Origin of the sequence: Actinomadura sp. NPDC048955 (assembly GCF_040649435.1) — a bacterium.
GTDB classification, from domain to species: domain Bacteria; phylum Actinomycetota; class Actinomycetes; order Streptosporangiales; family Streptosporangiaceae; genus Spirillospora; species Spirillospora luteofluorescens.
In genome coordinates, this window is the sequence record NZ_JBEZJI010000032.1 from 52,708 (window position 1) to 66,011 (window position 13,304).

Annotated in this window: 12 protein-coding genes; 5 read left to right on the forward strand and 7 right to left on the reverse strand. The window is 70.4% G+C overall.

Annotated features, from left to right (window positions below; genetic code table 11):
* Positions 1-63: 63 nt before the first annotated feature.
* The 3 genes from AB0C84_RS27265 to AB0C84_RS27275 all read right to left on the reverse strand — a co-directional run bounded on the left by AB0C84_RS27265 (position 64) and on the right by AB0C84_RS27275 (position 1,826).
* The gene (locus tag AB0C84_RS27265) at positions 64-312 is read right to left on the reverse strand and encodes a hypothetical protein (RefSeq protein WP_179847151.1); all 249 of its coding nucleotides are present in this window, start codon (positions 310-312) and stop codon (positions 64-66) included.
* Positions 313-454: 142 nt separating this feature from the next.
* A complete protein-coding gene (locus AB0C84_RS27270; protein WP_361071802.1) occupies positions 455-1,102 on the reverse strand; it encodes a cytochrome b/b6 domain-containing protein in 648 nt (215 codons plus the stop codon).
* Positions 1,103-1,121: 19 nt separating this feature from the next.
* The gene (locus AB0C84_RS27275) at positions 1,122-1,826 is read right to left on the reverse strand and encodes a molybdopterin-dependent oxidoreductase (RefSeq protein WP_218905692.1); all 705 of its coding nucleotides are present in this window, start codon (positions 1,824-1,826) and stop codon (positions 1,122-1,124) included.
* Between the two features lie 117 nt (positions 1,827-1,943).
* Between AB0C84_RS27275 and AB0C84_RS27280 the strand changes: the two genes are divergently transcribed.
* From AB0C84_RS27280 to AB0C84_RS27290, 3 genes are all read left to right on the forward strand, one after another.
* Positions 1,944-2,525 carry an HhH-GPD-type base excision DNA repair protein gene (locus tag AB0C84_RS27280; RefSeq protein ID WP_179847154.1) on the forward strand — a complete coding sequence of 194 codons (582 nt, stop codon included), beginning with the start codon at positions 1,944-1,946 and terminating at the stop codon, positions 2,523-2,525.
* Positions 2,526-2,905: 380 nt separating this feature from the next.
* Positions 2,906-4,984 carry a SpoIIE family protein phosphatase gene (locus AB0C84_RS27285; protein WP_361071807.1) on the forward strand — a complete coding sequence of 693 codons (2,079 nt, stop codon included), beginning with the start codon at positions 2,906-2,908 and terminating at the stop codon, positions 4,982-4,984.
* A gap of 253 nt (positions 4,985-5,237) precedes the next feature.
* On the forward strand, positions 5,238-6,878 hold the full coding sequence (locus tag AB0C84_RS27290) for an RNA polymerase sigma factor (RefSeq protein WP_361071809.1): 1,641 nt from the start codon (positions 5,238-5,240) through the stop codon (positions 6,876-6,878).
* A 98-nt stretch (positions 6,879-6,976) separates the two neighbouring features.
* On the opposite strand, the gene AB0C84_RS27295 is transcribed toward AB0C84_RS27290, so the two are convergent.
* Positions 6,977-7,720 carry a peroxide stress protein YaaA gene (locus tag AB0C84_RS27295; protein ID WP_361071812.1) on the reverse strand — a complete coding sequence of 248 codons (744 nt, stop codon included), beginning with the start codon at positions 7,718-7,720 and terminating at the stop codon, positions 6,977-6,979.
* A gap of 23 nt (positions 7,721-7,743) precedes the next feature.
* On the opposite strand from AB0C84_RS27295, the gene AB0C84_RS27300 reads away from it, so the two are divergent.
* Positions 7,744-8,475 (forward strand): GNAT family N-acetyltransferase, encoded by a 732-nt coding sequence (locus tag AB0C84_RS27300; protein ID WP_361071815.1) that lies wholly within the window; start codon positions 7,744-7,746, stop codon positions 8,473-8,475.
* Between the two features lie 176 nt (positions 8,476-8,651).
* On the opposite strand, the gene AB0C84_RS27305 is transcribed toward AB0C84_RS27300, so the two are convergent.
* From AB0C84_RS27305 to AB0C84_RS27315, 3 genes are all read right to left on the reverse strand, one after another.
* Positions 8,652-8,882 (reverse strand): hypothetical protein, encoded by a 231-nt coding sequence (locus AB0C84_RS27305; RefSeq protein WP_179847159.1) that lies wholly within the window; start codon positions 8,880-8,882, stop codon positions 8,652-8,654.
* A gap of 119 nt (positions 8,883-9,001) precedes the next feature.
* Positions 9,002-10,075, reverse strand: coding sequence for an ABC transporter permease (locus tag AB0C84_RS27310; protein WP_361071819.1), 1,074 nt, complete (start codon positions 10,073-10,075; stop codon positions 9,002-9,004).
* Positions 10,072-10,974, reverse strand: coding sequence for an ABC transporter ATP-binding protein (locus tag AB0C84_RS27315; RefSeq protein WP_361071822.1), 903 nt, complete (start codon positions 10,972-10,974; stop codon positions 10,072-10,074). Before AB0C84_RS27315 ends, AB0C84_RS27310 begins: the two co-directional genes overlap by 4 nt.
* A gap of 210 nt (positions 10,975-11,184) precedes the next feature.
* On the opposite strand from AB0C84_RS27315, the gene AB0C84_RS27320 reads away from it, so the two are divergent.
* Positions 11,185-13,275 carry a DNA topoisomerase IV subunit B gene (locus tag AB0C84_RS27320; RefSeq protein WP_179847161.1) on the forward strand — a complete coding sequence of 697 codons (2,091 nt, stop codon included), beginning with the start codon at positions 11,185-11,187 and terminating at the stop codon, positions 13,273-13,275.
* Positions 13,276-13,304: the final 29 nt, after the last annotated feature.

Below are 13,304 nucleotides of genomic sequence, written 5' to 3' on the forward strand. Positions count from 1 at the left end.
CCGGACGCCGCCGAAGGCCGGAATGGGTCGCCGTCGCGCCACACGGGCGGGCAACGGGTCCGCTCAGCCGTCCACGCCGCTCGCGGGCTCGCGCCCGGAGGGCGGCTGCGATTTCAGGATCCCGGTGAGCTGCTCTCGCGCCATCCGCTCGACTCTTGCCGGCGTGGCGTCCAGACCAAGATGGGCCATGCAGGCCTGGACGTCGGCCACACACCGGTGTACCGCGTCTGAGGGGAAGGACGCGAACTCGTCGCAAAGCCGTCGTGCGAGCTCGTCGCGTGTCTCGTTCCGGTGATCGGCCAGTGCAGGCATTAGCGCACACCTCCGCGCACGGGGTTCCGGCAGGCGGGGACGCCGCCGGTGAGACGGAGCACGCCTCGGACCGGCCCTGGCATGGGAGCTTCAACGAGAACCCCGCCTCGATGTCACATTCCAGGCCCCTGCCCGGGGAGAGTCAAGACGTGCCGGGAGGTCGTTTCGCAAATTCTGGACTCCGTTCACCGGAACTCTTCATGGCGTCGGCCCAACTCGCGTGATGCCGTGCGGCCCAGTCGCGGTCCACCCGTCCGGTCAACATCCCCCCGAGCGCCCCGCGGTCCCGCAGGGCCTCCCACAGGTGCCCGGCGGTCACCGCGAGGACGGCGAGGAAGAGCCAGTCGTGGACGAAGGTGGAGCCCGTCCGCCACCGATCGCCCCACGGCCCGGGGAACGTCAAGATCTCGCCGGTGCCGAGCATGACGAGGATCGCGCCCGCCGTGAACGCCGCGTTCAGCTTCTGGCCCGCGTTGAACTTGCCCACGGGCGGGACCCCGCGGCCGTCCCGCACGGCCCTGCGGTCACCGCGCCTCAGCCACTGCCAGTCGGCGGGCGCGAATCTGTTCAACCTGCGAAGGTCGGCCCTGAACGCACGGGACAGCAGACCGAGCACGATCGGCACGGGCAGGGCGAACCCGCACCAGACATGGACGGTCTTGACCATCTCCCTGCGGCCCACCAGCGTCGACAGCGACGGCAGGTAGAGCAGCGCCGCGGTCACCAGGCAGACCAGCATCAGCAGCGCGGTGACATGGTGGATCGAGCGTTCGGCCCGGGTGAACCGCACGAGCCACCCTGGCGACGACTCAGGTCGGCGCATCGCTACGTCCGTTCGACCGTCCCACCCAGGCGTCCACGTCGTACCCGAGTTCCTCCCAGTAGCCGGGCTTCACCCGGTCGGTCAGTTCGATGCCGCCGAGCCACTTCAGCGACTTGTAGCCGTACATGGGCGCGACGTACAGCCGCGTGGGGCCGCCGTGGTCGTGGGTGACGGGCTTGCCGTCCATCTGGGTCGCGACCAGGACGTCCCGGCGTCGCGCCTGCTCCAGCGTCAGCGACTCGGTGTAGACGCCGTCGAACGACGTGAAGCGCACGGCCCGGGCGTCGGAGGACACTCCGACCGCGTCCAGCAAGTCGGGCAGCGCGACCCCGGCCCACCGCACGTCCGGCACGCGCCAGCCCGTCACGCACTGGAAGTCCCTGTCGAGGACTGTCTGCGGAAAATGCGCCAGATCGGCCATCCCAAACGATTGCGGTTTGTCGATAAGGCCGGAAACGGTCACCCGGTGCGTCGCGACGCTGTGCCGCTTCACACCGGGCGTGACCGAGTAGTAGCGGAACCCGCCGGCCGCCGGCAGGACGTCCCCGATCGGCCCGACCGGCGCCAGGGTCCGGCTCACCTTGTCCTGGACCGATGCCCCCACGGCGACCCCCGCCACGCCGAGGCCGAGCATCCCCAGGACGACTCTCCGCCCTACCGGGCTGCCTTCCGCCCGTTCGTCCTCGCTCACCGGTCCATTCGAGCACCACCGCCCGCGGCCCGCCAGGGATCGGCCGACCTTGTAAGACTTCCGACAGATTCGGGCGCCGCCCCTGAGCGGATCCGGGTGCCGCCCTAAGCTGGGCCCATGGCCACGAAGGTTCATCTCGCACAGCGTCCCGAGGCCGACGAGCTGCTCGGACGCAGTCCGCTGGCCGCTCTCGTGGGCATGCTGCTCGACCAGCAGATCCCGATGGAATGGGCGTTCTCCGGCCCCTACACGATCACGCGGCGGCTCGGCTCGGACGACCTGGACGCCCACGAGATCGCCGCCTACGACCCCGAGCGGTTCGCGGCGCTCCTGGCGGAGAAGCCTGCCGTCCACCGCTACCCGGGTTCGATGGCCAAGCGCGTCCAGCAGCTTTGCCAGTACCTCGTGGACCACTACGACGGGGACGCCGAGAAGGTCTGGAAGGGCGCTGACAGCGGCAAGGAGCTGTACAAGCGGCTGAACGGCCTTCCTGGCTTCGGCAAGCAGAAGGCGCAGATCTTCCTTGCCCTGCTCGGCAAGCAGTACGGAATCCGGCCGGACGGCTGGCGCGAGGCGGCCGGCGCCTACGGCGAGGAGGGCTCGCACCGGTCCGTCGCCGACATCACCGGCCCTGACTCCCTCGCCAGGGTGCGGGCCTTCAAGCAGGAGATGAAGGCCGCCGCCAAGGCCGCCAAGTAGGAGCGGGACGGGGCGGAACTCGCCGAACGGGGCGAGTTGACACCCCGTGACGCACGCACGCCGTAACATCTCCTACTTGCCGTCCGAGCCGGGCCGCCCCGCGCGCCCTTCCAGGACGGTGTCCGAAACCGACGAGTTCGTCCGAGGCCGATGGGACAAGGATGTTCAGCAGGGCTTCCGTACGCGGCGAACCATCGGGATGATGAGTACCTGACTCCGACCGGTGTTGTGATGGAGGCGGGAGCGTTAACCTGCTCCCATTCACTCATAGTGATGAATAATTGCCGCGCGGTACGGGACCCTCTGGGGCGGAGGTGTTGTCGTTGAGCACCGAGACGTCCGTTCCGCATCCCCGCGTCTCAGGGGTGGAGGGGCAGCCCATGGATGCGTCCGACGCCGCGCTGTACGCGACCTTGCTGAAGGAAGCGCCCGAAGGGCTGGCGTTCTTCGACCGTGACCTGCGCTGCCGCCGGGCCAACGACGCGCTCGCCGAGCTGCTGGACGTGCGCGTGCGGGATCTCCAGCAGCGCCGGCCGTCGGAGGTGCTGCCCGAGACCCTGGCGGCCGCGTTCGAGGCTGCGCTCCGGAAGGTGATCGCCGAAGACCGCCCGCTGAGCGATCTGGAACTCGTCGTCCCGGCACGCGCGCCCGAGGCGTCCGGTGCGGTGCCCGGCGTGGCCACCGCCGTCGAGGAGCGCATCCTCGCGTGCACGTGGCTGCCCGCCAAGGGCGGCGGCGACGAGCGGGAGGGCGTCGTCCTGACCGCCCTGGACGTGACCGAGCGGCGCAGGGCCGAGGAGGTCATCCGCCGCAAGGAGCAGCGCTACCGCTCGCTCGTGGAGGCCAGCGCCCAGGTGGTGTGGGTCGCCGCGCCGGGCGGCGGCGTGATCGACGACGCGCCCGAGTGGCGCGCCATCACCGGCCAGACGCCGGACGACTACGCGGTCGGCGGCTGGCTGTCGGTCGTGCACCCCGAGGACCGGCCCCGCATCGAGGCGCACTGGCGCGACTGCGTCGAGGAGAACCGGGTCTTCGAGACCAACTACCGCATCCGCACCAAGAGCGGCACGTACCGGCACTTCGACGTCCGCGCCGTGCCGATCTGGCGGGGCGACGCGGTGATCGAGTGGGTCGGCGCCAACACCGACGTCACGGGGCAGCGCGAGGCCGAGGAGATGCGCGGCCGGCTGACCGAGCAGCTGTCGGCGGCGGCGCTGCGCACCGCGCGCCTCCAGCAGGCCACCTCCATGCTCGCCGAGGCCCTGACCGTCTCCCAGGTGGTCCAGGTCATCACCGAGGTCGGGCGGTCCGCCATCGGCGCCGACTACTCCGCGGTGGCGCTGCTGGACGACGACAAGCTGCGGCTCAGCATCGTGGCGCCGTCCCAGCCGGGGTCGGAGGGTGAGACGCCCTCGGCGTCCCGCGACGAGATCAAGGTCAGCGACCAGACCGTGATGTCGGTGGCGGTGCGCGAGAGCCGGCCGTTCCTGGCCGAGCACCCCGACAGCCTGCGCCTGCAACTGGGCCACGGCGAGCGGGACCTGTTCGCCCAGCACACGGAGGAGCGCGCCTGGGTGGGCCTGCCGCTGCTCGCGGCCGGCGCCCCGATCGGCGCGCTCCGCTTCTCGTTCACCCGGCCCCGGGAGATCACCGAGGAGGAGCGGGTCTTCCTGGAGGCGCTCGCGGGCCAGTGCGCGCTGGCCGTGGAGCGGGCCCTGCTGTTCGAGCGCGAGCACAAGACCGCCGAGGAGCTCCAGCGGAGCCTGCTGCCCAGCGACCTGCCGCAGCTGCCGGGCATGGCGCTGGCCGCCCGCTACAACCCCGCGACACGCCACGTGCAGGTGGGCGGCGACTGGTACGACGTCTTCCGGCTCGCCGACAACCGTCTCGCGGTGGCCGTCGGCGACGTGATGGGCAAGGGCGTGCTCGCCGCGGCCGGAATGGGCCGCGTCCGCAACGCCCTGCGCGCCCTCGCGCTGAACGATCCGCGCCCCGCCGCCGTCCTCGCCGGGCTCGACAGGCTGTTCAGCGCCACCGAGGACGAGGAGCAGTTCACCACCGTCGTCTACGCGGTCATCGATCCCGAGACCGGGCAGGGGGAGCTCAGCAACGCGGGCCATCCTCCGGCCCTGCTGATCTCGCCCGACACGCCCGCGCGCGTGAGCACGCGGGAGCCCGGAACCCCCCTCGGCTGGCCGAGCCAGCGGCAGCAGACAAGTTTTTCCATCGATACCGGCAACACTGTGGTCTTCTATTCCGATGGACTTGTGGAGAACCGTAGGCGTGGGGTGGACGCCGGGCTGGAGGAGCTTGTCGCCGTCGCGGCGGACGCCCCACCTGAAGTGGTAGGAGATCCCGAGAGACTCGTCGACTTCCTGGTCGATCGGATGCTTGCCGGGTATGAGCAGGTAGACGATGTGACCGTGCTTGCCCTGCACGTCCCGCCCAAGTCCGAGTGAACCCCGCCGAAGACGGCGCCGAGACGGTCCGAGACGTTCGAAGGACCGCCCCGCGCCCTCTAAGGTGGAGTGTTACCGGGTAGGACTCCAAGGCGGAATGCGCAGCAGTGCCAGAATGCTTGACCCAGAGAGAGCGGGTACGCTGCGGTCCCGCACCGGGAGGTCCGCTCCGTGTGTGGTCCCACCCAGTGTGAGGCCGAGCCCGTCAGGGCACTTGGGTCAACCAAGCCACACGTTCGTTCGAGAGGTATTTGTGTCGCCTGCTAGCTCGACCTCGAAAGCGTCAGATCTGCACGATCACGTCATCGCGCAACTGATCGAGCGTGGACGGTCCCAGGGTTACCTCGAAGCCGACGACGTACGACGTACGTTCGAGGAGGCCGACATCCCCGTGTCGAAGGCCTCCAGCATTCTGCGGAGCCTCAGCAAGGAGGGTGTGACCGTCATGGTGAGCGCTGCCGACTCCGCGGCGCCCAAGCGTCCGCGCAAGCGCGCGACGCCGCCGGCACGCAGGCCCAAGACCGCCGCCGCCGCCAAGGAGCAGCCCGACACGGTGACCGCCGTCGTCGGTGACGACGCGCCGGAGGAGGCCGTCGCCGCGCCGCGCCCGGCGGCTCCCAAGCCCGCGCCGCCGAAGAAGGCCGCGCCGGCGAAGGGCGCCAAGGCGAAGAAGGGCGCGCCGGCGAAGAAGGGCGCGGCCCAGCCGGTCAAGGCCGCCTCGTCCGACAAGGCCGACAAGGGCGAGGGCCCCGAGGGCGACGACGAGGTTGACGTCGATCTCGAGGACCTGACCGACCTCGAGGCCGAGCTCGAGGACGACACGGCCGAGGCCGAGGAGCCCGAGGCCGAGGAGGAGCCCGCCGCCGCGCCCGTCGCGAAGGCCGCCCCGACCGGCAAGGGCGACACCCCGTCCGAGGAGGAGGGGTTCACCCTCGGCGACGACGACGAGGACGCGCCCGCGCAGCAGATCGCGGCCGCCGGCGCCACCGCCGACCCGGTCAAGGACTACCTCAAGCAGATCGGCAAGGTCCCGCTGCTGAACGCCGAGCAGGAGGTCGAGCTCGCCAAGCGGATCGAGGCCGGCCTGTTCGCCGAGGAGCGTCTCGCCGTCGCCGGTCCGTCGATGTCCGAAGAGGACCTCGAGGACTTCGAGTGGATCGCCGAGGACGGCCGCCGCGCCAAGAACCACCTCCTGGAGGCTAACCTCCGCCTGGTGGTCTCGCTGGCCAAGCGCTACACCGGTCGCGGCATGCTGTTCCTGGACCTGATCCAGGAGGGCAACCTCGGCCTGATCCGCGCGGTCGAGAAGTTCGACTACACCAAGGGCTACAAGTTCTCCACGTACGCCACCTGGTGGATCCGGCAGGCCATCACCCGCGCGATGGCCGACCAGGCCCGCACCATCCGCATCCCGGTGCACATGGTGGAGGTCATCAACAAGCTGGCGCGCGTGCAGCGGCAGATGCTCCAGGACCTGGGCCGCGAGCCCACCCCGGAGGAGCTGGCCAAGGAACTCGACATGACCCCGGAGAAGGTCGTCGAGGTCCAGAAGTACGGCCGCGAGCCCATCTCGCTCCACACGCCGCTCGGTGAGGACGGCGACAGCGAGTTCGGCGACCTCATCGAGGACTCCGAGGCCATCGTCCCGGCCGACGCGGTCAGCTTCACGCTGCTGCAGGAGCAGCTCCACTCCGTCCTCGACACGCTCAGCGAGCGCGAGGCGGGCGTGGTGTCGATGCGGTTCGGCCTCACCGACGGCCAGCCGAAGACGCTGGACGAGATCGGCAAGGTGTACGGGGTGACCCGGGAGCGCATCCGGCAGATCGAGTCCAAGACCATGTCGAAGCTGCGCCACCCGTCCCGTTCCCAGGTCCTGCGCGACTACCTGGACTGACCGGCCGCGTCTCGAACCGACCGACGGCAGGACCCCGGCGATCTCGCCGGGGTCCTGCCGCGTCCAGGCCGGGGTGCCGTCGGGTTTTGCCGGGTGCGTCAGTCGTGCAGGACGACGTCGAGGTTCGCGCCGTTCAGCTCGGCGGTGTGGCCGAGGCCGGCGACGGCCTTCAGCAGGTCCTCCGGTGTGCGCGGCGCGGCACCCGCCTTGATCAGGTCGTGGGCGATGCGGCCGCGGGTCGCCTTGGCCATGTGGCTGACGACGGTCCGCTTGGCGACGCCGCCGTCGAGCCGTTCCCGGAACACCCGGACGGAGACCGCCGGGCCGGGCGCCTTCCACACCGACGCGTACGGTCCGGACCGCATGTCGACGATCAGATCGTCGTCCAGCCGGAGGGCCTTGCGCATCGCCGGACGCCACGACGCCCCCAGGCTTCCTCCAGGCGGCAGCGACGTCCCCATGGACAGCCGGTACGGCGGGACGCGGTCGGTGAGCCTCAGTGCGCCCCACAGGCCCGAGAACACGATGATCTGCCGGGCGGCCGCCTCGGCGTCGAGATCCGCCAGGTCGAGGTTGTCGTAGAGGACGCCGGTGTAGAGCCGCGCCGCAGGCAGGGTCGGCGCCTTGCGCACCGCCCTGTTGCGCGCGAGGGCCTCGGCGGCCTGGCCGGGCGGAAGGCCGAGCACCTCCGCGGCGCCGGCGCCCCGGCACGCCTTCGCCAGGGCGGCGAGGACGCGCCGCCGCACCGGCGTCAGGCCGGGAAAGCTGAGCGAGGCCAGGTCGAGGGGCGGACCGTCCCCCTCGGTAGCCTTCTTCTCCGACGGCGGCAGCAGGATGTGCACGATCCCCCCGAAAGCGGTGACAGATGGCGCGGCCCCTGGACAGGCGGTTGGACGAACTGGTCGCCGAAGCGTGGCCCGCGCCGTCCGCCCAGGATATTGGCGGCTGGGTGCTGCGCCACGCCGACGGCGTGACCAAGCGGGCCAACTCCGTCCTGCCCGTGGACGACCCGGGGGACGTGGACCTGGCCGTCGAGGAGGCCGAGCGCTTCTACACCGCGCTCGGCCTGCCGACCGTGTTCATGATGGACGCCCAGGCGCGGCCAGAGGGACTCGACGGAATTCTTGCGGGACGAGGTTACGAGCTGGTCGAACCCACGATCGCTATGACGGCCGACCTGAGCGGCCCCGGCGAGCGGGGGCGCGTGGACGTCATGGACGCCCCGTCCCGGGAGTGGCTCGATCTGTGGTGGTCGGTGGACGGTCGCTACGACCATCAGCTGCCGACGGCGGAGAAGATCCTCACGGGTGTGAGCGCCGGCTACGCCTGCGTGGACGGTCTGGCCGTGGGACGCGGCGTCCCCCAGGGGGAGTGGCTCGGCGTCTACGCCATGGCCGTCGCGCCTGACGCGCGGAGGCGGGGCCTGGGCCGGCGCGTCCTGCGGGGCCTCCTCGGCTGGGGAAGGGAGCGGGGATGCGAGCGGGCGTACCTGGTCGTCGTCGAGCGGAACGCCCCCGCCAGGGCGCTGTACGAATCGGAGGGGTTCGTCCAGGCGGGCGCATATCACTACCGCGTAAGGAATGTCACCGAGAGGTGAGAAGGCGAAGCGCGAGGGCATCTCGGCACTGTCCCAATATGGCTACGATATGCAACCACTCATATACTCTCCGCAGTTATCGCGGCTTGGCGCTGCGCGGAGCGCCAAAGGAATGAAAGCGAACGGCGGCCACCGTCTCCGGTGACCGCCGTCCTTGGCTCGCTCTATTTGGAGGTCTACCGCTCCTCGTCCGTAGCGGCGGCCGGGGTTTCGGTGAGCCGGTCGGTCTCGTCCTGTATGTCGGCCCCATTGGAGCGGAGGGCCTCTGCGTACTTGCGCCCGTGGTGGGCGCAGAACAGAAGGTCGCCGCCGCCTACCAGGACTGCACGGACGTAGGCCTGAGCGCCGCAGCGGTCGCATCGGTCGGCGACGGTCAGCGGCTTGGTTGGGGCAAGGGCTCCAGTCACGGCACCTTCCTCATGCTCGGGGTCGGTACTTAGGACAACATCTAACCCGACGCTGGCGTTCCCAACCTGGTTCTTCGTACGCCCACAGCAGAATGGCCCAATAAGTGACCGAGGTCACATTAGGCGGCGTCCCAGCGGAACAGGCGCACGGCGATCAAGGCGCCGACGACCGCGACCCCCAGCAGAACGGCGATCTGGGGCAGTGCGGAGGTCGGCCCGAGGCCCCGGCCCATCACATTGAGCATGCCCTCGTTGAGATAGCGCAGCGGGAAGATGTAGGACAGCGTCCGCATCCAGGCCGGCGAGGCGTCCAGCGGGAAGAACGAGCCGCCCAGGAACGCCATCGGCAGCACGATCAGCTGGGTCACCGCCTGGGCGGTCTCCTGCGTCTTGGCCCACGCTCCGATCAGCATGCCGATCGACAGGAAGGCCAGCACCCCCGCGACCACCATCGGGATCGCCATCCACCAGGCGCCGCTCAGCTTCAGGCCGAACATCGGGAGCTGCGCCACGATCACGAACAGCGCGAACTGGACGAGGGCCACCGCGAGGCTGACCGCCACGCGCGCGGCGAACACGGTGGGGATGGGCGCCGGGGAGAGCTGGAGGCGGCGCAGGATGCCCTTGGTCCGCCACGTGACGAGCGTCTGGGACGCACCGAAGACGCCCGCCGACGCCAGCGCCCAGCCCAGCAGGCTCGGCGTGAAGAACTGGATGGCCTTCAGCGAGTCGTCCTCCACCTGCTGGTCGGTCAGCCGGTAGGCGGGCGGCTTGCCGGAGACGGAGAGGTTCGCCGACTGGACGAGCGAGTTCATCAGCCCACGCACCGTCCCGGACTTGACCTGGTCGGCCGCCGAGTAGTGGACGACCAGCTCGCCCCCGCGCTGCTCCACGACGGCGTCCGCGTCGCCCTTCTCCACCGTGCGCAGGGCGGCGGCGCGGTCGGAGGCCTTCTCGACCCTCATGACCTTGGACAGATCGCCCGCCCCCTGCGCCACCGCCTGGTCGAGGACCGGTGCCTTGCCCACCTCCAGGACCTTCACCTTGGACGTCGACTGGTGGCCGAAGATCCCGCCGAAGACGACCAGGAACATCAGGGGGAACAGCACGGTGAAGAACAGCGCGGTGCGGTCGCGCCGGAAGCCCAGGAACATCGCCCTGGACAGGCTCTTGAAACTCTCGAACGTGCTCACGCCCTGTACTCCCGTCCGGTGAGCTCCAGAAAGACGTCCTCAAGGGTGGCGCCGCGGATCTGGACGCCGTCCAGCGCGTCCTTGGCGGCCATGGCGGCGACCACCGCGGAGGGGTCGCGGGTGGAGATGGCCAGCGAGACGCCGTCGTCCTCGGCCTCGTCCGCGCCCGGCAGGAGCCGCGCGTCGGCGACGTCCAGGACGCCGCTGGCGATGCTGATCCTGGCGGGGGCGTCGAGCCCGCGCACCAGGACCGCCGGCGGGCCGAGCCGCAGGATCCTGCCCGCGTCCATGATGGCGACGCGGTCGCAGAGGCTCTCGGCCTCGTCCATGTAGTGCGTGGTCAGGACGATGGTGCGGCCCTCGGTGTTGATCGACCGGAGCACGTCCCACAGGTTGCGGCGCGCCTGCGGGTCCAGCGCGGCGGTGGGCTCGTCCAGGAAGACGAGCTCGGGGTCGTGCACGAGCGCGCACGCGATGGACAGGCGCTGCGCCTGGCCGCCCGAGAGCTTCTCGACGCGGGTGTCGGCCTTGTCGTCCAGGCCGACCAGTTCGAGCATCGCGTCGGCCTTCTTCGCCGGGACGCCGTAGAGGGAGCCGAACGTCCGCAATTGCTCGCGCGCGGTCAGCCGCTCGAAGAACGACGACGCCTGCAACTGGACGCCGATCCTGGGGAGCAGCTTGGAGTTGCGCGGCCAGGGGGACAGGCCGAGGACGGTGAGCTCCCCCTCGTCCGGCTCCCGCAGTCCCTCGATGATCTCCAGCGTGGTGGTCTTGCCCGCGCCGTTCGGCCCGAGGATGCCGAAGAACTCGCCCTCCTCGACGGCGAACGTCACCCCGTCCACGGCCCGGACGTCCCCGTATCGCTTGCGGAGGCCCGTGACCTCGATCGTTTGCGCCATGCGAGGACAGTAGGGAGAAAACAGGCTTTCCACACCCATCCAAAGGTGGAGGTCCGGGTCTAGAAGTCGGAGTGCGGGTAGCCTGGCGAACCGTACGGGCCCTCCCGCGCCGGCGTGCGGAACGTCGGCGGCGGCGAGCCTTTCGGTGGATTGTCGGCGGCCGGGGGTACCCTGCTGCCGACCGTCCTACCCCCGAGGAGCACACGCACGTTGACCGCCGCGACCGCCGAAGCGACAACCGAAGACCCGCACGGCTACTCCGCCCGGCACCTCTCGGTGCTGGAGGGGCTGGAGGCCGTGCGCAAGCGACCCGGCATGTACGTCGGGTCGACCGACAGCCGTGGCCTCGCGCACTGCCTGTGGGAGATCGTCGACAACTGCGTCGACGAGGCCCTCGCCGGCTACTGCACCCACATCAGCGTGACGCTGCACGCCGACGGCTCCTTCGAGGTGGGCGACAACGGCCGCGGCATCCCCGTCGACCTGGAGCCGAAGACGGGCCTGCCCGGCGTCGAGCTGGTCATGACGCGGCTGCACGCCGGCGGCAAGTTCGGCGGCGTGTCCTACACGGCCTCCGGCGGCCTGCACGGCGTCGGCGCCTCCGTGGTCAACGCCCTGTCCGCGCGGGTGGACGTGGAGGTCGACCGCGACGGCCACACCCACGCGATCAGCTTCCGGCGCGGCCTGCCCGGCGAGTTCGCCGACGAAGGCCGCCCGAACGCCCGGTTCAAGAAGAAGTCGGGCCTGCGGCAGATCCGCAAGGTCGCCAAGAAGACCACCGGAACCCGCACCCGCTTCTGGCCCGATCTGCAGATCTTCCTGAAGGACGCCACGGTCGAGCAGTCCCTCGTCCTCGACCGGATGCGGCAGACCGCGTTCCTCATCCCGGGCCTGACCATCGACGTCCGCGACGAGCGCGGCGAGGAGGTCGTCGACGAGACGTTCCGGTTCGACGGCGGCATCAGCGAGTACTGCTCCTACCTCGCCAAGGACGCCCCGATCGTCGACGTGCTGCGGCTCCAGGGGCGCGGCCACTTCACCGAGACCGTTCCCGTCCTCGACGACCAGGGCCACCTGACGCCGACCGACGTCGAGCGCGACCTCGAGGTCGACGTCGCGCTGCGCTGGGGCAACGGCTACGACACCATCACCAGGTCGTTCGTCAACGTGATCGCCACCCCGAAGGGCGGCACGCACGTGCGCGGCTTCGACCGCGCCCTGCTCAAGGTGCTCAACGAGCAGCTCCGCGCCGTGAAGCTGCTGAAGAACGGCGACGAGGACGTCCTCAAGGAGGACATCCTGGAGGGCCTCACCGCCGTGGTGACGGTCCGGCTGCCCGAGCCGCAGTTCGAGGGGCAGACCAAGGAGGTCCTCGGCACGTCCGCGGCGACGCGCATCGTCTCCCAGGTCGTGCAGCGCGAGCTCCGCGCGATCTTCGAGAACCCCTCGCGCGGGCAGAAGCAGCCGCTGCGCGCCGTCCTGGAGAAGGTGGTCGGCGCGGCCAAGACCCGCATCGCCGCCCGCACCCAGCGCGACAACCAGCGCCGCAAGAACGCCCTGGAGAACTCCGCCCTCCCGGCCAAGCTCGTCGACTGCCGCTCCGCCGACGATCGCAGCGAGCTGTTCATCGTCGAGGGCGACTCGGCGCTCGGCACGGCCAAGCTGGCCCGCAACTCCGAGTTCCAGGCGCTGCTGCCGATCCGCGGCAAGATCCTGAACGTGCAGAAGGCGTCCGTCGCCGACATGCTGAAGAACGCCGAGTGCGCCGCGATCATCCAGGTGCTCGGCGCAGGCTCGGGGCGCACGTTCGACGTCGACGCCGCCCGCTACGGGCGCGTGGTGATCCTCGCCGACGCCGACGTCGACGGCGCGCACATCCGCACGCTGCTGCTCACCCTCTTCCACCGCTACATGCGGCCGATGCTGGAGGCCGGGCGCATCTACTCCGCCGTCCCGCCGCTGCACCGCATCGAGCTGGTCAAGCCGCGCAAGGGCCAGGAGAAGTACATCTACACCTACTCCGACGCCGAGCTGCGGCAGCGGCTCGTCGAGCTGGAGCGCAAGGGCCAGCGCTGGAAGGAGCCGATCCAGCGCTACAAGGGCCTCGGTGAGATGGACGCCGACCAGCTGGCGGAGACGACGCTCGACCCGCGGCACCGGGTGCTGCGCCGCGTCCGCATCGAGGACGCGGAGGAGGCGGGCAAGGTGTTCGACCTGCTGATGGGCAGCGAGGTCGCCCCGCGCCGCGCGTTCATCACCGCCGGAGCCACCGAGCTGGACGTGGAGCGCATCGACACCTGAGGGAGGGCCTCCACCCTGGGGTGGAGGCC

What these genes read in the sequence shown, in the direction of transcription:
- AB0C84_RS27265 (WP_179847151.1), bottom strand. Translation starts at nt 312, where the DNA reads ATGCCTGCACTGGCCGATCACCGGAACGAGACACGCGACGAGCTCGCA.
- AB0C84_RS27280 (WP_179847154.1), top strand. Translation starts at nt 1,944, where the DNA reads ATGGCCACGAAGGTTCATCTCGCACAGCGTCCCGAGGCCGACGAGCTG.
- AB0C84_RS27285 (WP_361071807.1), top strand. Translation starts at nt 2,906, where the DNA reads ATGGATGCGTCCGACGCCGCGCTGTACGCGACCTTGCTGAAGGAAGCG.
- AB0C84_RS27300 (WP_361071815.1), top strand. Translation starts at nt 7,744, where the DNA reads ATGGCGCGGCCCCTGGACAGGCGGTTGGACGAACTGGTCGCCGAAGCG.
- AB0C84_RS27315 (WP_361071822.1), bottom strand. Translation starts at nt 10,974, where the DNA reads ATGGCGCAAACGATCGAGGTCACGGGCCTCCGCAAGCGATACGGGGAC.